Source organism: Gordonia sp. SCSIO 19800, assembly GCF_018132775.1.
In the GTDB taxonomy this organism is placed as follows: domain Bacteria; phylum Actinomycetota; class Actinomycetes; order Mycobacteriales; family Mycobacteriaceae; genus Gordonia; species Gordonia hongkongensis.
In genome coordinates this window covers 80,064-100,815 of record NZ_JAGRQM010000019.1, presented here as the reverse complement: position 1 = coordinate 100,815, position 20,752 = coordinate 80,064, and the positions used below count along the sequence as shown (strand labels likewise).

Annotated in this window: 13 protein-coding genes and 1 pseudogene; 2 read left to right on the top strand and 12 right to left on the bottom strand. The window is 68.4% G+C overall.

Annotated elements, in window-relative coordinates:
• Positions 1-213, top strand: a pseudogene (locus KB201_RS19180) (IS1380 family transposase); the annotation flags it as partial.
• Positions 214-511: 298 nt separating this feature from the next.
• Here KB201_RS19180 and KB201_RS19175 read toward each other — a convergent pair.
• From KB201_RS19175 to KB201_RS19120, 12 genes are all read right to left on the bottom strand, one after another.
• Positions 512-1,255 (bottom strand): sulfite exporter TauE/SafE family protein, encoded by a 744-nt coding sequence (locus KB201_RS19175; protein WP_211540117.1) that lies wholly within the window; start codon positions 1,253-1,255, stop codon positions 512-514.
• Positions 1,242-2,816 carry a bifunctional phosphoribosylaminoimidazolecarboxamide formyltransferase/IMP cyclohydrolase gene (purH, locus tag KB201_RS19170; RefSeq protein ID WP_211540114.1) on the bottom strand — a complete coding sequence of 525 codons (1,575 nt, stop codon included), beginning with the start codon at positions 2,814-2,816 and terminating at the stop codon, positions 1,242-1,244. Before purH ends, KB201_RS19175 begins: the two co-directional genes overlap by 14 nt.
• Positions 2,813-3,436: a phosphoribosylglycinamide formyltransferase gene (purN, locus tag KB201_RS19165; protein WP_205333550.1), complete on the bottom strand. Its 624-nt coding sequence runs from the start codon at positions 3,434-3,436 to the stop codon at positions 2,813-2,815. Before purN ends, purH begins: the two co-directional genes overlap by 4 nt.
• Positions 3,437-3,513: 77 nt before the next feature.
• Positions 3,514-5,136, bottom strand: coding sequence for a DUF6350 family protein (locus KB201_RS19160; protein ID WP_374193955.1), 1,623 nt, complete (start codon positions 5,134-5,136; stop codon positions 3,514-3,516).
• A gap of 195 nt (positions 5,137-5,331) precedes the next feature.
• Complete coding sequence (locus KB201_RS19155; protein ID WP_211540116.1) at positions 5,332-6,531, bottom strand: DUF5336 domain-containing protein; 1,200 nt, start codon at positions 6,529-6,531, stop codon at positions 5,332-5,334.
• Between the two features lie 171 nt (positions 6,532-6,702).
• A complete protein-coding gene (locus tag KB201_RS19150; protein WP_165630356.1) occupies positions 6,703-8,682 on the bottom strand; it encodes an acetoacetate--CoA ligase in 1,980 nt (659 codons plus the stop codon).
• The gene (locus tag KB201_RS19145; RefSeq protein ID WP_058251529.1) at positions 8,679-10,322 is read right to left on the bottom strand and encodes an AMP-binding protein; all 1,644 of its coding nucleotides are present in this window, start codon (positions 10,320-10,322) and stop codon (positions 8,679-8,681) included. Before KB201_RS19145 ends, KB201_RS19150 begins: the two co-directional genes overlap by 4 nt.
• A 55-nt stretch (positions 10,323-10,377) precedes the next feature.
• Positions 10,378-11,292: a CoA ester lyase gene (locus KB201_RS19140; protein WP_058251675.1), complete on the bottom strand. Its 915-nt coding sequence runs from the start codon at positions 11,290-11,292 to the stop codon at positions 10,378-10,380.
• 5 nt (positions 11,293-11,297) lie between these two features.
• Complete coding sequence (locus KB201_RS19135) at positions 11,298-11,792, bottom strand: MaoC family dehydratase (RefSeq protein ID WP_065631769.1); 495 nt, start codon at positions 11,790-11,792, stop codon at positions 11,298-11,300.
• The gene (locus tag KB201_RS19130) at positions 11,789-12,934 is read right to left on the bottom strand and encodes an acyl-CoA dehydrogenase family protein (RefSeq protein ID WP_058251531.1); all 1,146 of its coding nucleotides are present in this window, start codon (positions 12,932-12,934) and stop codon (positions 11,789-11,791) included. The genes KB201_RS19135 and KB201_RS19130 overlap by 4 nt, the downstream gene beginning before the upstream one ends.
• Before the next feature lie 117 nt (positions 12,935-13,051).
• Complete coding sequence (locus KB201_RS19125; protein WP_211540112.1) at positions 13,052-15,058, bottom strand: biotin carboxylase N-terminal domain-containing protein; 2,007 nt, start codon at positions 15,056-15,058, stop codon at positions 13,052-13,054.
• A 176-nt stretch (positions 15,059-15,234) separates the two neighbouring features.
• The gene (locus KB201_RS19120; RefSeq protein WP_211540111.1) at positions 15,235-16,812 is read right to left on the bottom strand and encodes a carboxyl transferase domain-containing protein; all 1,578 of its coding nucleotides are present in this window, start codon (positions 16,810-16,812) and stop codon (positions 15,235-15,237) included.
• A 224-nt stretch (positions 16,813-17,036) separates the two neighbouring features.
• Here KB201_RS19120 and KB201_RS19115 point away from each other — a divergent pair, with 224 nt between their 5' ends.
• Positions 17,037-20,609, top strand: a complete 3,573-nt coding sequence (locus KB201_RS19115; RefSeq protein WP_211540109.1) for an indolepyruvate ferredoxin oxidoreductase family protein — start codon at positions 17,037-17,039, stop codon at positions 20,607-20,609.
• Positions 20,610-20,752: the final 143 nt, after the last annotated feature.

Below are 20,752 nucleotides of genomic sequence, written 5' to 3'. Positions count from 1 at the left end.
ACCGCGATCAGCCACAACCTGATGCGCACCCTCGCCGCACTCACCAACACCCCCAAACTGCGGGCCGCGCGGGGCGCAACGCTGCGCCGCACACTCATCGCGATACCCGCCCGACTAGCGCGACCAGCACGAACACCGGTCCTGCACCTACCCCGACACTGGCCAACCCAACACGCCTTCACCACCCTATGGACCGCAGTGCACACTCCCTGACCTACCAACCACACCCGCCCACCCACCACCAAGGAACCCCAGTGAAAAAGCTGACACAAGTCAGCGAATACCACACGCCCACACCACAATCAGACGATCACGCGCCCCAACCCACCCCACCTGAAACTCCTTCCACGGATTCAGGCTCAGGGAGCAGGGGCTGACGCGCCCTCCGCAAGCTCCGGACGCTCCTCAGGGAGCAGGGGCTGCCGCGCCCTCCGCAAGCTCCGGACGCTCCTCAGGGAGCAGGGGCTGCCGCGGGCACACCGACGACAACCGCCTGCTCATCACGCCGACGTCAGCTGACCGCGAGCCACGCCGCGAGTCCGAGCCCGCACACCCCGACCACGATCCGGAGCGGCCCGGGCGGCAGCCGTTTCACGACAGGCGGGCCGCACCACCCGCCGGCAAGACAGCCGACGGCCATGGCGAGCGCCGCCCACCAGTCGACGGGACCCCAGATCATGAAACCGATGGCAGCGATCGTGTTGGCGATGCCGAGGAACAACGACTTGGACAACGCTGCGCGCCACAATGGTTCGCTGGTCACCACGAGCATCAGCGCGAGGATCATGATGCCGGCGCCCGCCCCGAAGTACCCGCCGTACACCGAGATCAGCGTCAGGCCCAGGATGAACACCCAGGGACGCTCGACGTGCGAGGTGGCCCACCGTCGCAGAACCGGTTGCGCCAACAGGGCGATCGCGGCGATCGCCACCAGGAACGGCACAACGGCTTCGAACGCCTCGGCCGGCGTCGACAGCAACAGCACCGCCCCGACCGTGCCGCCGATGAGCGAGGCGATCGCGCCGATGATCAGCCGCCTGCGGTCACCGTCGAGGAGGGAGCGTCCCGACTGTGCGGTACTGCCCACCCCGACGGCGACCAGCGCGACCGTGTTCGTGACATTGGCCGCGATCGGACTGAGTCCGACCGCGAGCAGTGCGGGATAGCTGACGATCGACGCCAGCCCGGTGATGTAGCCGATCAGGCCGGCGCCGAAACCGGCGACGACCAGTAGAGCGAGATCAGTGAGCGAAATGACGCGCCCCGGTGAGGTAGAGCGTCACGCCCGCCTCGTCGGCCGCCTCGATCACCTCGTTGTCTCGAATCGAACCGCCCGGCTGCGCAACGGCTTTCACCCCGGCCGACAGCAGCACCTGCAGTCCGTCCGGGAAGGGGAAGAACGCGTCCGACGCCCCGACACTCCCCGCTGCCCGGTCGCCGGCGCGTTGCACGGCCAGGTGCGCGGAGTCGACGCGATTGACCTGGCCCATGCCGACGCCGACCGACGCACCGTCGGACGCCAGCAGGATGGCGTTGGACTTGACCGAACGGCACGCACGCCAGGCGAACTCGAGGTCGGCAAGGGTCTGGTTGTCGGCCGGCGGACCCGCCACGAGGTTCCAGTTGGCCGGATTGTCGCCGTCGGCGTCGAGGACGTCGCGCTGCTGCATCAGCAGTCCGCCCGACACCGGGTTCGTCTCGATCCCCGTCGCCGCCGGCGGGGTGGCCACCAGGACGCGGATGTTCTTCTTACGGGTCAGCACCGAGAGCGCACCGTCGGCGAAGCCGGGCGCGACGATCACCTCGGTGAAGATCTCGGCGACCTGCTCGGCCATCGCCACGGTGATCTCACGATTCGCCGCGATCACGCCGCCGTAGGCGCTGACCGGATCGCACGCGTGCGCCTTGCGATGCGCCTCCGCGATGTCGGCGCCGATGGCGATGCCACACGGGTTGGCGTGCTTGATGATCGCGACCGCCGGGGCATCGAAGTCGTAGGCGGCGCGCCACGCGGCGTCGGCGTCGGTGTAGTTGTTGTAGCTCATCTCCTTGCCGTGGAGTTGCTCGGCGGTCGCAACCCCGCCGGCCCCGGCGTTACCGACGTACAGTGCGGCCGGCTGGTGGGGGTTCTCGCCGTAACGCAGCACCGCGGAGCGGGTCCAGGTCGCACCGGCCCACGCCGGGAACTGCGACTCGTCCTCGGGCGCAACCACACTCGACATCCACGACGCGACCGCGACGTCATAGTCCGCGGTGTGCCGGAAAGCCTTGGCCGCGAGCTTCTTCCGGTCGACGAGCGAGAACCCGTCGGCCGCGAGGGCCTCGGTCACCAGCGAGTAGTCATCGGGATCGACCACGACGGCGACCGACGGGTGGTTCTTCGCGGCCCCACGCACCATCGACGGGCCGCCGATGTCGATTTGCTCGATGCACTCGTCCGGAGTCGCACCGGACGCCACCGTCTCGGTGAACGGATAGAGATTGACGACGACGAGATCGAATGCGGCGACGCCCAGTTCGTCGAGCTGAGCCACATGATCGGACTTGCGGGTGTCGGCGAGGATGCCCGCGTGCACCTTGGGGTGCAGGGTCTTGACGCGGCCGTCGAGGCACTCGGGGAAGCCCGTCAGCGTGGACACCTCCACGACCGGCACGCCCGCGCCGGCGATGGTCTTTGCGGTGGACCCGGTGGACACGATCTCCACTCCGGCCGCGTGTAGTGCCGTCGCGAGGTCGGCGAGACCGCTCTTGTCGTAGACACTCACCAGCGCGCGCCGAATCGGTCGACGAGAGCTGTCAGAGCTGGGTGCGTTCACGGGATGCGGGCCTTTCGTCCATCGATGACTACTCCTCTGGTGACCAGTGCGGTCACCACGTCGGCGAGCAACACGCGCTCGACCGTCTTGATTCGCTCGTGCAGGCTGTCGGCGGTGTCGTCGTCGACGACGCTGACCACCTGTTGCGCCAGAATCGGGCCGGTGTCCACGCCCTCGTCGACAAGATGGACCGTCGCGCCGGTGACCTTGACGCCGTAGTCGAGCGCCTCGGCGACCCCGTGGGCGCCCGGAAACGCTGGTAGCAGCGCTGGATGACTGTTGACGACGCGACCGCCGAACCGGCCGAGAAAAGCCGGGCCGAGGATCTTCATGAAACCGGCGGTCACCACCCACTCCGGCTCGATCGCGGCGACCTCGTCGGTCAGCGCACGATCCCACGTCGCACGGTCGGCGTGGTCGGCGACACGGCAGGTGATGAGCGGGATGTCGTGGCGCTGCGCGACCTCTTGCGCCCGGCACGAGCGGTCGACCACGATCGCCGCGACACGGAACGGGGCATCCTCGTCACCGGCGCGCGCGATCAGCGATTCCAGCAGCGAACCGGTGCCCGACGCCATCACCACCAGCGGGGTGCGACCAGGTGCCGTCGGGGATGTCACGTCGTCGAGACTAATCGCCGCACGTTGGGCCGCCCGCGCCGGGTGGCGCCGCCGGGGCACGCCCGGGAAGCGCGCTGTCAGCGTTGCCGTGAGGCCCCGTGCGAACCGGGATGGAGGTCGTGATCCACGTCGACGGCGAGATCCGCCACGTCGAGATCGTCGTCGTACACGCGGTTCTTCGCCGGCGCGCGCCCGGATGCGGTGTCGAGATCAGAGTCGTCCGGGTCCGACCCGGCGACGTACTCCGCGTCGTCGTCCGCGAGGTCAGCGTCCCCGAATTCACCGTCGTCGAACTCACCGTCGTCGTAGTCCGAGTCCTCGTACTCGCCGTCCTCGAATTCACCGTCCTCGACTTCCGAGTACTCGGCGTACTCGTCGTCCTCGTCCAGATCGGTGACGATGACGTATTCGTCTTCGTAACCGAGGTCGAGGGGATCGTCGAAGTACTCATCGCCGACAGCGAGACGTGCCGCTCGGGTCGACGGCAGGAAGGCGTAGACGAGCACGATGAGCAGGCCGACGACCGCGATCCAACCCAGTGTGAAGACCCCGGCCGCCGACACCGTCACGACGACCTCGCCGAACTCCCCCAGCGTTCCACCCGCCGAGACGGTGAGAACGGCGACCACCGAAGCCGCGACCGCCGCGGCGACACCCACCGAACGCACGTGGGCCATGGGATCGAGGTCGCGGCATCGCCAGCCGACGAACGCGGCGACACCGGCCGGCACGAGCAGTCCGACGAATCCCCATGCCCCGGCACCCGGCCCGTCGGGAAGGACCGCGAGAACCGGGACGGGCGGGACGGCGTCACCGCGGACCGTGAACAGGTCGACCGTCGTCGCACCGATCTGGACGTCGGAACCCACGAGCACCGCCATCGCGGCGACCATCACGTTCGGGAGGTAGAGCATCGACAGCAGGGTGAGTCCCAGGAACCCATCGAAGTCGTAACCGGTCTCGATCAGTTCACCGATCTGCCCGTGCCTCATCAACATGCGCAGACACACCAGCACGGCTCCGGCCACCAGTAGCAGCATGGCCGCCACCAGCCCGTACCGGAAACCGCGACGATCGGCGTGGGTCACACCCCCGCGGACGGCGAAGTCGCGTCGTCGGCTCCACACGACACCGGCGACCGCCGCACCGCCGTGTACGCCGAGGGTGTAGAGGAACGCAAGCAGCGCGTTGGGCGTCTGCACCGGCAGGACCGACCCGCCGTCCATGACGACCGCCAGGGACATCGCGGTGATGAGAACGGGACCGATCACCGCCGAGAACACGACGGCGCCGAGGTCGAACAGGTCGTGCCGATCGCGTTCGTTCGAGTTCGTGCCACCGGCGACGGCCCGGGCCGTCAGCCAGGCAGTGCCGGCGGCGACCGCCAGCGTCGGCAACAGCGGCAGCACACCTACGGTGACCCCGCTGATCGTGACCGGCACCTGGTGGACGGCCAGCCAGCCCGAGGCGATCGCACTCGGCAGTCCGGTCAGGCCGCTGCCGGCCAGCAGCAGCACCGAGAGCATCACGACGATCAGCGTCACCAGCGCTATCGCGGGAACGGTGAACGCGACAACCGCGAGCTGCCGGGCCGAGCCCTCGGCCGCCGTGCGCTGCGCACGACGTGATCGCCGCAGGTTACGCAGCTGCGACGCCAGATTGTCCGTGGTCGGGTCCGACTTGAGGGAGGGCATCGTCATGAGCCTGACACGGTCCCGGCCGAGGCCGTCGTAGACGCGCCGAGCGGGCTGCGAAAGGGAGTCAGCTCACCGTGTGGCTTCGACTCGGCTCGTCGCTGCGCTCCTCACCGGCTCAACCAGCGGGGGCCGGCTCGACCGGCGGCGATACACAGAGCCCCGTCGACCGATGGTCGACGGGGCACTGTGGGGGTTCTGTCAGTTGCCGCTGCCGGTGGGCGGTTCCGGCTTCTGGAAGACCGTGGTCGAGTGGTCTCCGGCCGGGGTGTCGGTGCCCGAGGGGCCAGCGGATCCACCGGGCGCGGCCGGGGATGCGCCCGAGGCGCCGGCCGCGTACTGGCCGGGACGGTAGTCCCCGTAGCCCGACTCGCCGTGACCGGAGGCCGATGCCGACGATTCGCTCGCACCGCCGGAGTAACCGCTCTGACCGGCGGTCGACGCGCCCGACGACTGCGAGTAGGCCGACGGGTCGTAGTTCGCCGACGACTGCTGGCCGTACTGAGCCTGCGCGCTGCCGGTGCCGTAGGCGGTGGTCTGCGCCTCACCGTAGCCACCGGTCTGCTGGTGAGCGCCGGTGTCGGACTGCGCGGCCGACGAGCCGGGGGCTACCGCGGCGGTCGCCGAGCCCACCGCGGGCGCCACCTTGATGACGCCGGCGTCGACGAGCAACCACACGACCGCGAGGACCGCGGACAGGAGGGTGAAGATCAGCAGCACGATCGCCCCGGCACCGTTGTCGTCGATGTTGAGGAACTGGAACAGCGTGATCAGGAACGAGGTGATCGCCAGCGACGCCACGATCGGCGCCGCAGGCACCTTGATGCCCGGGATCAGCGAGATGAGCGCCAGGATTCCGGCAACGCTGATCAGCGTGTACGGCGCGTTGTACTGGGTCTGGAACAGCTTGAGCGCGAAGTCATAGGTCTCGGCGGCGGACAGGAACCCGCTGAAGAGGACGATGAGGCCGAAGGCGCCGATCGCGGCGGCGAGGAGAACCGGGGTGATGGCCGGCAGTCCCTGACTCGGCGTCTTGGTCGGCTGCGGGGAGTATCCGTACTGGCCGTAGCCCTGCTGGCCCTGCTGGTCCTGGCCGTATCCGGGTTGGCCGTACCCCTGCTGGCCGTATCCCTGCTGGCCATATCCCGGCGCGGGGCTCTGGCCGTAACCCGGCTGCCCCTGGCCGTAGGACTGTCCGCTCTGACCGTACTGCTGGCCCCCGTACTGCTGACCCCCGTACTGCTGGGCCTGACCGTACTGATCGGAACCGGGCGCGGGGCTCGCCTGCGGACCCGTGTTGTGCGCGCCGGACTGGGGATATCCGGATTGATTGCCGTACTGGCCGTAGGACTGGCCGGACTCGGGCTGCTGCTGCCCGTAGCCGCCGGGTGGGTAGGTCATGACGATCTCCTGGTCGGGTCGGTCGGTCAGGATCAGCGGGTCGCGTCGAGGTGACGGCGTCCGGCCGTCGCCCCCCACGAGCGCAGAACTATCGACCACGCTAGTACACATACCAGCCGGGTCCCATGACCCTTGCACATCGGGGTCGCCCCGCCGGGCCACGAATCCCGCTCACCAGCGATGCGCGCGCCCTTGCTCGGCGTACCAGTTGATCAGCGCGTAGTCGTCGACCGCCTTGGGGTCGATGTTGACCTCGGAACGGCCCGCCAGAATCGCGGTGACCGGAACCTCGAGCTTCTTTCCGGTCCGGGTGTGCGGAATCCCGGGGGCCTCGATGACCTCTTCGGGCACATGGCGTTTGGAGAGGCGGTCGCGGACCGCGCCCGCGATCCGGCCGATCAGCGCGTCGTCGAGCGTCGCGCCGGGGACCAGGGTGACGAACAGCGGCATCCAGTAGGCGCCGTCCGGTCCGTCGACACCGAGCACGAAGGCCTCGGCGATCTCGTCGAGCGCTTCGACGACCTCGTAGATGTCGGCCGATCCCATCCGGATCCCGTGGCGGTTCAACGTCGCGTCGCTGCGGCCGTGGATCACGAGCGACCCACGTTCGGTCACCGTCACCCAGTCGCCGTGCCGCCAGACCGGTTTCTCCGGATTCGACGCACCGCCCTCCCATTCGTGGGCGAAATAAGCCGCGCGGTAGCGCGCACCGTCGGGATCGTCCCAGAAGCTCACGGGCATCGACGGCATCGGCGCGGTGACGACGAGTTCACCCACCTCCCCCACCAGCGGGCGGGCGTCGGGCGACCAACTCTCCAGTGCCACACCGAGGTAGCGCACCGACAGCTCCCCCGGGACGACCGGTACACCGGTGGAGCCGCCGGCGAACGCGGACACGATGTCGGTGCCGCCGCTGATCGACGAGATGGGCAGTCCGGCCCCGACGTGGTCGTCGACCCAGGTGAAAAGATCTGCGGCGAGCGATGATCCGGTACTCCCGAGAGTGCGCAACCGACCGAGGTCGTGCCGGCGGCCCGGTTCCAGACCCGCCTTCCGCGAGGCCTGCAGCTGACCGGGACTCGTGCCGAAGTAGGTGACGTGCTCGTCGTCGACGACCTGCCACAGGCGGTCGGCGTCGGGGTACAGGGGCGAACCGCTGTAACAGACGATCCGCGAACCGCAGAGAAGTCCGGCGACCTGATAGTTCCACATCATCCAGCTGAGCGCGGTCTGCCAGAAGAACACGTCGTCTGCGGACAGATCGCCGTGCAGGGCACCGGCTTTCAGGTGCTCCAGCAGGACTCCCCCGTGTCCGTGCACGATGCCTTTGGGGCGTCCGGTGGTGCCGGAACTGAACAGCACCCAGAGCGGATGATCGAAGGGCACCTTGACGGGGTGGAAGTCGCCGGGGTCGCTGGTGACGGCGTCGGCATAGTCGAGGGCCGACGAAGACTCCTCGGTCGCGCCGATCGTGATGTGCGCGACCAGGTCCGGCAGTAGCCCGGCGAGCTCGGCGCTGTCGGCGCGCTTGTCGACGACCTTGCCGTTGTAGCGATATCCGGCGGCGGTGAACAGGACCTTGGGTGCGAGTTGGCCTAGTCGACCGGCTGCCCCCTGCGGGGCATAGTCTTGTCCACATCCGGACCAGATCGCGCCCAGGGATGCGGTGGCCAGGAAGGCGATGACGGCCTCCGGGATGTCGGGGAGGTAAGCGGCCACCACGTCCCCCGACCCCACTCCGCGCGCACGCAGGGCCGCGGCCAGGCCCGCGACCTGCGCCGGCAGTTCCGCCCACGCGATCTCGGAACGGTCACCGGCCTCGTCGATGCCCACGATCGCGGCACCGGGCAGGGCGGCGTGCCGGAGGATCTGATCGACGTAGTTCAACCGCATCCCGGGGAACCAGACCGCACCGGGCATCCGGTCGTCGGCGAGCACCGCCTCGTCCCCGGGCCCGAGCGGCTCCGCGGCGAGGGCGTCGAGGTCGAAGAATTCCCAGACGGCACGCCAGAACCGGGCCGGATGTTCCACCGACCACGACCACAGGTCGTCGTAATCGCCTGTGCCGGACCCGAATCGCTCGGCGACTAAGCGACCGAACCGGTCCATCTGGGTGCTCGTGACCCGCTCCGCAGTCCTCGACGTGCTCATCGCAACTGCTCGAGGATCGAGACCGCCTCGTCGCGCATCGCCACCTTGCGGACCTTGCCGGTGACGGTCATCGGGAACTCCTCGACCACATGGACGTACCGCGGGATCTTGTGTCGCGCGATCTTGCCGGTCGCGAACTCGCGCAGGTCGTCGGCGGTAAATTCGGTTGCGGTGTCGCGCAACCGGACCCAGGCCATCAGCTCCTCGCCGTATTTCACGTCGGGCACCCCGATCACCTGGGCGTCGAGAATGTCGGGATGGGTGTAGAGGAACTCCTCGATCTCGCGCGGGTAGATGTTCTCCCCGCCGCGGATCACCATGTCCTTGATGCGCCCGGTGATCCGGACATAACCGTTCTCGTCCATGTCGGCGAGGTCGCCGGTGTGCATCCAGCCGTCGGCGTCGATGGCCTCGGCCGTCTTCTCCGGGTCGTTCCAGTATCCGGTCATCACCGAGTAACCGCGCGTACACAACTCGCCCGTCTCGCCGCGCGCCGAGGTCTCCCCGGTTCCGGGATCGACGACCTTGATCTCCAGGTGCGGGCCGACCCGCCCGACGGTGGTCACACGCAACTCGAGGGGATCGTCGACCCGCGTCTGCGTCGACACCGGCGACGTCTCGGTCATGCCGTAACAGATCGACACCTCACGCATGTGCATGCGGTCGACGACCTGCCGCATGACGTACTCGGGGCACGGCGACCCCGCCATGATGCCGGTGCGCAGGCTCGACAGGTCGATGTCGAGCCCGTCGTCGAGCAGGCCGAGTTCGGCGATGAACATGGTGGGCACGCCGTAGAGGCTGGTGCAGCGGTACTCCGCGACCGCCTCGAGGGTGGCCCGCGGGTCGAAGGCCGGCGCCGGAATCACCATCGCCGCACCGTGACTCGTCGCCGCAAGGTTACCCATCACCATGCCGAAGCAGTGGTAGAAGGGCACGGGGAGACAGATCCGGTCGTCGGCGGTGTAGTTCAGCAGTTCGCCGACGAGATACCCGTTGTTCCCGATGTTCCGGTGCGACAGCGTCGCACCCTTCGGGAAACCCGTTGTACCCGAGGTGTACTGGATGTTGATCGGGTCGTCGGGTGAGAGCGACGCAGCGATCTCGTCGACGCGTGTGAGCTCGTCGGCGCTCGGCTCGACACACAGCGCATCCCAGCCGGGGGATTCGAACAGGACCACTTCGCGCAGCTCCGGGCACTGTGGCCGGGCCTGGTCGAGCATCGTCGAATAGGCCGAGTCCTTGAAACTCTCGGCGGCCAGGACGACGCTCGTCCCGGACTGCTGCAGCGCGTACTCGATCTCGTTCTGCCGGTACGCGGGATTGAGATTGACCAGCACGGCGCCGATCTCGGCCGCGGCGTACTGGGTCAACACCCATTCGAACCGGTTCGGCGACCACAGCCCGACACGGTCGCCGACCGACACGCCGAGTCGTAGCAGTCCGGCCGCGAGCGCGCGTACGTCACGGTGGAACTCGGTGTATCGCCATTCCCGCCGTGCGGCGGCGTCGATCAACGCGGTTCGCTCGCCGTGGTCCGCGACGGTTCGGGCCAGGGTGGCTCCGATGGTCTCGGTGAGCAGTGCCGGTGTCTCCTCACCGCGCGTGTGTGCAGGCTTCGGGTGCGCCTCGGTGCTCATGTTCTCGCTCCGGTCTGTTCTCGGGGGGTGGATGCCCGGATGGTCGGGGGCTTCGTCAGTTCTCGGGGGCGGGATCGGTACGCGTACCGCTCACACGGGACAGGACGACCTCCGCCTGGCGCAGGACCGGCCCGTCGATCATCTGACCGTCGAGGCTGAATACCCCGCCCGCGTGTTCGGCCGCACCGTCGAGGACCTTGCGCGCCCACTCGACCGCCTCGTCCGACGGGCGGTAACCGTTCCGGATGTGATCGACCTGGGACGGATGGATGCACGCGGTCGCGGTGTAACCCAGGGCCACCGCGTCGCGGACCTCGGCGACGAGTCCGTCGACGTCGGAGATGTCGAGGTGCACCGAGTCGACGGCGAACTTCCCGTACGCGGCGGCCGCGATGCGGACCATCGACCGGACCCAACTCGCGACGTCCCGGTACTCACCCGGCCGGGCTTCACCCGGACCGAACCGGCTCGACGTGCCGCCGAGGCCCGCGACGAGATCCTCTGCCCCCCACATCAGTCCGATGCAGTTGGAGGTGGCGGCGATGTCGCGGGCGCGGGTCGCGCCGAGCGGCGTCTCGATCAGTGCGATCGTCTGGAACGCGGTGTCCAGGATCGAGGACACGTCCTCGGCCTTGGCCTGCATCACCACCCGGTAGTTCGTCTCCGAGACGGCGGCGAGATCGCGCCGGTAGTCGCCGGTACCGGCCGGGTTGATCCGCACGATGGTGCGGTCCGGATCGACCGGATTGGCGACGAGAGCCTCCCGGGCTGCGGCGCGGTTCGTCGGCGACACCGCGTCCTCGAGGTCGAGGATGACGACGTCGGCCCGGTCGAGGGCCTTCTGGTATCGCTCGGGACGGTCCGCCGGGCAGAACAACATCGCCGGCCCGGGCGGCAGCCACGCGTTGGTGAGCTGCCCCGACAGTCCGGAACCCGCGACCGGGCCGCCGGGTGGGTCCTCGAAGAACATCGTCGTCACTCCGTCCGTTGCCTGCGCACCAGCGTTGCTCGTGCGGCGCGGGCGACGACCTCGCCGTGCTGGTTGCGTCCGATGTGGGTCAAGTTCACCACGCCCTCACCCGGACGCGACCGCGATTCGCGTTTACCGGTGCACTCGGTCTCCGCGTACAGGGTGTCGCCGGCGAACAACGGCGCCGGGAAGGCGACCTCGCTGAAGCCCAGGTTCGCCACCAGGGTGCCCTGGGTGAGTTGGGAGACCGACAATCCCACGATCGTCGACAGGGTGAACATGGAGTTGATCAGGCGTTGCCCGCCGAAACCCGGCTGCTCGGCCGACCAGGCGGCGTCGAGGTGGAGCGCCTGCGTGTTCATGGTCAGCGTCGTGAACAGCACGTTGTCGGCCTCGGTGACAGTGCGTCCGGGCCGATGTTCGTAGATGGTGCCCTCCTCGAACTCCTCGAACCACAACCCGCGCTGTACGATTCGACGCCCGCCGGTGGTGTCGCTCATGCGAACCCCAGCTCGCGCGCGATCAGCATGAGCTGCACCTCGGTCGTGCCCTCACCGATCTCGAGGATCTTCGAATCGCGGTAGTGCCGGGCGACGGGATATTCGTTCATGAAGCCGTACCCGCCGTGGATCTGCGTGGCCATCCGGGCGTTGTCCATCGCCGCCTCACTGGCGATCATCTTGGCGATCGACGCCTCCTTCTTGAAGGGCTTGCCCGCCAACATCTTCGCCGCCGCGTCGTAGTAGGCGGTCCGTGCGACGTGGGCGCGCGCCTCCATCCGGGCGATCGCGAAGGACACCGACTGGTACTCACCGATCGCCTTGCCGAAGGATTGTCGCTCCTTGGCGTACTTCACGCTCTCGTCGACGCACCCCTGGGCGACGCCGGTGGCGAGGGCTGCGATGGCGATCCGCCCCTCGTCGAGGATGGACAGGAAGTTGGCGTATCCGCGGCCGCGGACACCGAGCAGGTTCTCCTTGGGAACGCGTACGTCGGTGAAGGTCAGCGGATGGGTATCCGAGGCATTCCACCCGACCTTGTTGTACGCCGGCTCGGCGGTGAAACCCGGCGTGCCGGACGGCACGATGATGGTGGAGATCTCCTTCTTGCCGTTCTCCTTCACCCCGGTCACCGCGGTCACCGTCACCAGTGAGGTGATGTCGGTCCCCGAGTTGGTGATGAATTGCTTGCCGCCGTTGATGATCCACGAGTCACCGTCGTCGCGGGCCGTGGTCGCGGTGGCCCCGGCATCCGATCCCGCCCCGGGTTCGGTCAGCCCGAAGCCGGCGAGCGCCGTGCCCGCCGTGAGTTCGGGGAGGTACTGCTCTTTCTGCTCCTCGCTGCCGAATCGGTAGATCGGCATGGCGCCCAGACTCACCCCGGCTTCGAGGGTGATGGCGACGGACTGGTCGACCTTGCCGAGTTCCTCCAGCGCGAGCGACAGGGCGAAGTAGTCGCCGCCCATGCCGCCGTACTTCTCGTCGAAGGGAAGCCCGAACAGTCCCATCTTGCCCATCTGGGCGACGACGTCGTACGGAAAGCTGTGCTCGGCATCGTGTTTCGCGGCCACCGGCGCCACCACGGTCTGCGCGAAGTCGCGGACCGTCGCGATGAGGTCGGTGTACTCCTGGGTGAGTTCCATGTGAGTGTTCTCCTGGGAAGGTTGTCGACGGGTGGTTCAGGGCCCTTCGTGGCTCGTCGCTTTCGCTCCTCGCACCTCAGGGATCAGTAAAGGCTCGTCGCTTTCGCTCCTCGCACCTCAGGGATCAAGGGGATCGCCGGCGGTGACGACGGCGAGGATCTGTCCCGCGTCGACCTTGTCCCCCACCTTCACGGAGATGTCGACGGTGCCGTCCACCGGCGCGGTGAGTGCATGTTCCATCTTCATCGCCTCGACGACGACGACCGACTGGCCGGCGGAGACGTCGGCCCCGATCTCGGCGGCGACGGCGACCACGGTGCCCGGCATCGGGCTGGTGATCTCGCCGGCGTGCTCGTCGGCGGCCTCGTCGAGCAGGGGCTTCGCGAGTTCGAGGACCCAGGTGCCCGACGGCCCTCCCACCCACCAGCTCTCTCCGACGCGAACACTCGACCACGACTGCGTCACCCCGTCGACGACCAGGCGGTCCGAACCGCGCCCGTCACCGGGTTGCGCCGGCTGGTAGACCACGTGCCCGGTCCACGACGCCTCGGCGTCGTCGTCGAAGGTGACGGTGGCGGTTCCCGAGACGGACCATTCGTCGGCGGCATCGACCTGGATGGCCACCGTCGAATGTCGTCCGCCGGCGACGAGGCGGGTGCGGACCGGAGCGGATCGACCGACCCGCCATCCGACCGCCGAGGACCAGATGTCGTCGGCATCGCGAGCGCCGATCCGCGCCAGACCCACGAGCACCTGTGCCTCGGGAATGGGCTCCGGCGCAGCGTAATCGGTGACGAGGCGGTCCAACAGTTCGGTGTCGAGGTCGGCGTCCACGACCGCCTGCTGACGCAGGACGAAGCGGCAGAAGTCGATGTTGGTGACCACGCCCAGCACGCGCGTGTGGGCCAATGCCTGGTCGAGACGTTCGAGCGCCTCCTCCCGGTCGGCACCGTAGGCGATGATCTTCGCGAGCATCGGGTCGTAGTCACTGCCGACGCGCAATCCGTCGAGCATGGCCGAGTCGACGCGGATGCCGCCACCGGCCGAGGTGTCGGGATGGACGAGATGCTCGATCGTCCCGCCGGTCGGCAGGAAACCGCGGGCCGGGTCCTCGGCGTACACGCGTGCCTCGATCGCGTGGCCGCTGAGGGTGATCGTGTCCTGCGTCAGACCCAGGACTTCTCCGCGGGCGACGCGGATCTGTTGTTCCACGAGGTCGACTCCGGTGACGAGCTCGGTCACCGGGTGCTCGACCTGCAGGCGGGTGTTCATCTCCATGAAGAAGAACTCGTCGGGCCGGTGCGCCGACACGATGAACTCGACCGTGCCCGCCCCGGTGTAGCCGACACTGCGCGCGGCATCGCACGCGGCCTCACCGATGCGAGCACGGGTCTCGGCGTCGAGCAGCGCCGACGGTGCCTCCTCGATCACCTTCTGGTGCCGCCGCTGCAATGAGCACTCGCGCTCGCCGAGGTGGATGACGTTCCCGTGCTGATCCGCGAGGACCTGCACCTCGATGTGGCGCGGGGTGTCGACGAAATGCTCGAGGAACAGCGCGTCGTCGCCGAACGCGGCGGCGGCCTCGCGGCGGGCCCGCTCCAGCGCGGCCGGCAGCTCCGACGCCTCGGCCACGCGATGCATCCCCTTGCCACCGCCACCCGCACTGGGCTTGATGAGAACCGGGAACCCGATGTCGGGTGCCGCGGCGATGAGGTCGTCGTCGGTCAGGCCGGGGCGCGACAGACCCGGCACCACCGGCACGTCGCGAGCGGTGACGGCGGCCCGGGCCGTGATCTTGTCTCCCATCGTCGCGATCGCCTCCGCGGGCGGCCCGATGAAGACGATGCCCGCCTCCGCCAGAGCGGCCGCGAACTTCTGGTTCTCCGAGAGGAATCCGTAGCCCGGGTGGACGGCGTCGGCACCGGTCTTGCGTGCCGCGTCGACCACTTTTGCGATGTCGAGGTAGCTCTGGGCGGCGGCGGCCGGGCCGATGTGCACGGCGACGTCGGCCTCCCGGACGTGGCGCGCCTGCGCGTCGGCGTCAGAATAGACTGCGATACTGCGGATTCCCATGTGGCGCAGGGTGTCGATCACCCGGCAGGCGATCTCACCACGGTTGGCCACCAGGACACTGCGGATGGGTCTGGCGCCGGGAGCGCAGCAAGCGGGCCGAATGGGTCCGGCGCCGGGAGCGGAGCGAGCGGGCCGATTGGGTCTGGTACTCACGGTCGTGGTCCTCGGGGTCGGCGGGACGGGGCGGTGGACATCGGGTTCGGACTCGGCGACGTCGGCATCGGCGGTCACATCCGGAAGACGCCGTAGCGCGGATCGGCGAGCGGTGCGTAGCGGGCGGTCTCGAGGGCCAGGCCGAGCAGTGTCCGGGTCTGTGCCGGGTCGACGATGCCGTCGTCCCACAGCCGCGCCGTCGAGTAGTAGGCGTCCGACTGTTGTTCGAACTGTTCGCGGATCGGGGCCTTGAACGCTTCCTCGTCCTCGGTGGACCATTCCGCGCCGGATCGCTCGATCTGGTTGCGTCGCACCGTTCCGAGGGTGTCGGCGGCCTGCGGTCCGCCCATGACCGAGATGCGGGCGTTGGGCCACATCCAGAGGAATCTGGGCGAGTAGGCGCGTCCGCACATCGAGTAGTTGCCCGCTCCGAAGGAGCCGCCGACCATGACGGTGAACTTGGGCACGCGTGCGCACGCCACGGCGTTGACCATCTTGGCCCCGTTCTTGGCGATGCCGCCCTGCTCGTAGGCCTTGCCGACCATGAAGCCGGTGATGTTCTGCAGGAACAGCAACGGGATGCGGCGCTGGTCGCACAGTTCGATGAAATGAGCTCCCTTCAGCGCGGATTCGCTGAACAGGACACCGTTGTTGGCGACGATCCCCACCGGGTGACCGTGCAGGTGCGCGAACGCCGTCACCAGACTGGTGCCGTAGTTCGCCTTGAACTCGTTGTATTCTCCTCCGTCGCACAGGATTTCGATGACCGATCGGACGTCGTACGGAGTTCGCGGGTCGGTGGGCACCACGTCGTAGATGTCGGTCTGCGGCCGCACCGGCTCGCGGACCGGGATCGTCTCCCACTGTGGCGCCTCGCGGGGCCCGAGGGTCGCGACGATCTCGCGGACCTTGGCGAGCGCCTGCTGGTCGTTGTCGACGAGGTGATCTGTGACACCGGAGACCGATGAGTGCATCGCACCACCGCCCAGGTCCTCGGCGGAGACATCTTCTCCGGTCGCCGCCTTCACCAGTGGCGGGCCCGCGAGGAAGATGGTGCCCTGATTGCGCACGATCACCGTCTCGTCGCTCATCGCCGGGACGTAGGCCCCGCCGGCGGTCGACGACCCGAGCACCGCGGCGATCTGCGGGATGCCGGCGGCGCTCATGGTCGCCTGATTGAAGAAGATCCGTCCGAAGTGATCCCGGTCGGGGAACACCTCGTCCTGCTGGAGCAGCATCGCGCCGCCCGAGTCGACGAGGTAGATGCACGGGAGCCGGTTGGCCGCCGCGATCTCCTGCGCACGCAGATGCTTCTTGACCGTGACCGGGTAGTACGTGCCGCCGGAGACCGTGGCGTCGTTGGCGACGATCATGCACTCTCGACCCGCGACGCGCCCCACGCCGGCGATGACCCCGGCGGCGGGCACCTTGCCGCCGTACATCCCGAAGGCCGCGAGCGGGGCCACCTCGATGAACGGCGACCCGACGTCGAGCAGCCCGTCGACCCGGTCCCGCGGAAGCAACTTTCCGCGAGCGACGTGGCGATCACGAGCCTTCGCGCCGCCGCCGGCGGACACCTCTCGCAGGCGTTCGTCGAGCAGGTCGAGATTGCGCTGGTGTGCGGCCCGGAAGCCGTCGATCGTGCTGGTCACCGTCGACCCTTCAGTTAGTGGCTATTAACTGAAAGTGATCGTACGCGATGAAGTGGCCCATGTCACGCCCCGGTTCATCCACCGCGTCGACATGACCTACGTGACGCGCATCACGTCTTCTCGTACTGTTGTGGCAGGCCCACCACCCCCGGGCCGACACAACCGATGCGCCGACACCCCGGAACCCCGGACCGGCCACCGCACATAGAAGGCCAGGTGACCCCATGACCCTCGCAGACGACCGCGCTCGCTCCGAGCACGTCCCGACCCCCGGCACGCCGCCCGAGACGGCAGCCACCGGGTTCTCGCTCGACGACCGCTACACCCGCGAGTCCGGCGACATCTACCTCACCGGCATCCAGGCCCTGGTACGCATGGTCCGCGACCGCGCTCGCGTCGACCGCCGTTCCGGCCTCCGGACGGCCTCGTTCATCTCCGGCTACGAGGGCTCTCCCCTCGCCGGTTACGATCTCGAACTCGCCCGACGGCACGAGCATCTCGCCCCGTACGACGTCATCCACCGGCCCGGTCTCAACGAAGAGCTCGCCGCGACCTCGGTGATGGGTTCGCAGCTCGCCGCACAGGTCATCGGCGGTGCCGAATTGACGCCGTCCGCGGACGGGCTCCCCCGCGACGGCGTCGTCGGATACTGGTACGGCAAGGCGCCCGGTCTCGATCGCGCGACGGACGCCCTGCGGCACGCGAATCTGATCGGAACCCATTCCACCGGTGGCGCGGTCGCGCTGGTCGGTGACGACCCGGGCGCGAAATCCTCGACGGTCCCGTGCGCATCGGAGATGGCGCTGGCCGACCTCTACATCCCGATCCTCTATCCGGCCGATTCCCAAGACATCTTGGATCTCGGTGTCCATGCGGCGCTCATGAGCCGCACCAGCGGGGTCTGGACCTCGCTCAAGATCTCCGCGCACGTCGCGGACGGCGCGTCGACCGCACGCGTCGACCCGGACCGCATAGTGCCCGTCTACGGCGACCTCGGGACGAGCCCCCACGTGCCCAGCGGGCGCCTACTCGGCGCCCACCTCATGGAACTCGAACAGAATCAGCTGACCACCCGGCTCCCGCGTGCGCAGGAGTACGCACGGCTCAACGGCCTCAACCGGATCGTGGTCTCGAGTCCCGACGACCGCATCGGCATCGTCGCCGCGGGAAAGACCTACCTCGATCTCCGGGAAGCACTGCGTCTGATGCGGATCGACGACGAGGATCTGCGCCGGCTCGGAATCCGCATCCTCAAGCTCGGCATGGTCTACCCGATCGAGCGAGAGATCCTGAATCGCTTCATGTTCGACACCGCCACCGGTGATCTCGACGAGGTCATCGTGGTCGAGGAGAAGCGCGACTTCATCGAGACGATGATGCGCGACATCCTGTTCCGCCACCCGCGGGCCCCGCGCATCGTGGGGAAGGTGCACGAAGACGGATCGACCTTGTTCTCCCGCTTCGGCGAACTCGACGTCGACGCGGTGACCCGAGGACTCGCCGACCGTCTCGCCCGCCACGGGGTCGACGCCGCGCGGATCTGGCTCGACCGCAAAGCCGCTCGCCGCACCCGCATCGAACTCCCGTTGGCGGTGCGCACCCCGTACTTCTGCTCCGGCTGCCCCCACAACAGTTCGACGAAGGTCGCCGAGAACACCCTGGTCGGCGCCGGCATCGGTTGTCACGCGATGGTGTTGCTGATGGATCCCCGGCAGGTCGGCGACATCGCCGGGGTCACCCAGATGGGCGGCGAGGGCGCGCAATGGATGGGCATGGCCCCGTTTGTGTCCGCGGACCACTTCGTGCAGAACATCGGCGACGGAACCTTCTCGCACTCGGGGTCGCTGGCGTTGCGGGCGGCCGTGGCGTCGGGCGCGAACATCACCTACAAGCTGCTCTACAACGGCACCGTCGCGATGACCGGCGGACAGGACCCGGTGGGCGGGATGACCCTGCCGCGGTTGACGTCACTGCTGCTCGACGAAGGTGTCAGCCGGGTCGTGGTCACCTCCGACGACCCGAAACATGTTCGTACGCTGGGACTCCCCGACACCGTCGAGGTCCGCCACCGCGATGACCTGCTCGAGGTACAGACCGAACTCGCGGGCGTCGCGGGCGTCACGGTGCTCGTGCACGATCAGCATTGCGCCGCCGAGAAGCGCCGCAAGCGCAAGCGCGGCGCCATGCCCACCCCCACTCGTCGCGTCGTGATCAACGAACGCATCTGCGAGGGGTGCGGCGACTGCGGCGAGAAGTCGAACTGCCTCTCGGTGCACCCGGTCCAGACCGAGTTCGGACGCAAGACGCGCATCGACCAGAGTTCGTGCAACCTCGACCTCTCCTGTCTCAAGGGCGACTGCCCGTCGTTCGTCACGGTCACCCCGGGCACCGACCGCATCCGCACGCGCGCAGCCGATCTGGCGGACACCGTGTTGCCGATGCCCGCGGTCCCCGCCATCCGCGACACCTTCTCCCTGCGCATCACGGGTATCGGCGGTACCGGCGTGGTGACCGTGTCCCAGGTCCTGGCCACCGCTGCCGTCCTCGACGGCCACTCGGCCCGGACCGTCGACATGACCGGGCTCGCGCAGAAGGGCGGCGCCGTGGTCAGCGACATCAAGGTGGCCCCGTATCCGCTGGAGCAGGCGGCGAAGGTGGCGTCCGAGGACTGCGACCTGTACCTCGTGTGCGATCCGCTGGTCGGCACCGACCCGGTCAACCTCAAGGTCACCGCTCCCGAGAAGACGGTCGCGATCGTCTCGACCACCCAGGTGCCGACCGGGTTGATGGTCATCGACACCTCGGTCGGGTTCCCGGCGGACTCCGCCGTCCACTCCGCGGTCGACTCCCGGGTCGCGCGGACCGTGTACCTCGATTCGGGAGCGGTGTCGACAGCCTTGTTCGGCGACGAGCAGTACGCCAACATGTTGATGGTCGGTGCTGCGTATCAAGCCGGGGCGCTGGCCATCTCGGCGGAATCCATCGAGCGGGCGATCGAGCTCAACGGCGTGGCCGTGGACGCGAACGTCCAGGCGTTCCGGCGCGGCCGGCAGGTCGTGTCCGATCCCGACTCCGTGTCTCGCACCATCGACGGACTGCACGGTCGCGGGGTCGCCGAGATCGAACCGAGCCGCCACGCCCTCGCGGTGGTCAGCGCGCTCGGGGATATCGACGCCGACCTCCGGCGCACCATCGCGATCCGGTACGACGAGCTGACCGCCCACTCCGACGAGAGATACGCGCGAACCTACCTCGACACGGTCGACCGCGTACGACGCGTCGCATCGGACGCCTCGCTCACCGCCGCCGTCGCCCGGAACCTGTTCAAGCTGATGGCCTACAAGGACGAGTACGAGGTCGCCCGGCTCACGCAGGACCCGGCGTTCGCCGCGCGCATCGCCGACGAATTCGGCGCCGACGCCGAGGTCGCGGTACGCCTCCACCCACCGACCCTACGGAGTATGGGGATGCGCGAGAAGCTGGCGCTGGGATCGTGGGCCGACACCCCGCTGAGCGCGCTCGCGAAGATGAAGCGCCTCCGGGGGACCCGCCTGGACCCGTTCGGCCGCAGCGAGATCCGTCGCACCGAACGTGCGTTGATCGTCGAGTACCGGGAGCTCGTCGACGCCGCGCTCGATGCGCTCGCGAGTGGGCGCATCGGCGCGGACCAGGTACCCGCGGTCGTCGACCTCGCGGAACTACCGGACATGGTCCGGGGTTACGAGGGGATCAAGATGGCCAACGTCGCGCGCTACCGGGAAGCAGTCGCACGGCAGCGGGAGGTGCTGGGGATCTAGGGCTGAGCACCGGTCCGTGATTCGAAACACCTGGTTACAACTGCTCCCCAATCCGAAAGAACGACCTGCCCCTGCTCCCTGAGGAGCGCCCGGAGCTTGCGGAGGGCGCGTCACGAAGGGTCTTCACAACCCGGCTCACCATG

Coding starts and splice junctions, on each gene's coding strand:
- KB201_RS19160 (WP_374193955.1), bottom strand. CDS start 5,136: ATGACGATGCCCTCCCTCAAGTCGGACCCGACCACGGACAATCTGGCG.
- KB201_RS19155 (WP_211540116.1), bottom strand. CDS start 6,531: ATGACCTACCCACCCGGCGGCTACGGGCAGCAGCAGCCCGAGTCCGGC.
- KB201_RS19150 (WP_165630356.1), bottom strand. CDS start 8,682: ATGAGCACGTCGAGGACTGCGGAGCGGGTCACGAGCACCCAGATGGAC.
- KB201_RS19145 (WP_058251529.1), bottom strand. CDS start 10,322: ATGAGCACCGAGGCGCACCCGAAGCCTGCACACACGCGCGGTGAGGAG.
- KB201_RS19140 (WP_058251675.1), bottom strand. CDS start 11,292: ATGTTCTTCGAGGACCCACCCGGCGGCCCGGTCGCGGGTTCCGGACTG.
- KB201_RS19135 (WP_065631769.1), bottom strand. CDS start 11,792: ATGAGCGACACCACCGGCGGGCGTCGAATCGTACAGCGCGGGTTGTGG.
- KB201_RS19130 (WP_058251531.1), bottom strand. CDS start 12,934: ATGGAACTCACCCAGGAGTACACCGACCTCATCGCGACGGTCCGCGAC.
- KB201_RS19115 (WP_211540109.1), top strand. CDS start 17,037: ATGACCCTCGCAGACGACCGCGCTCGCTCCGAGCACGTCCCGACCCCC.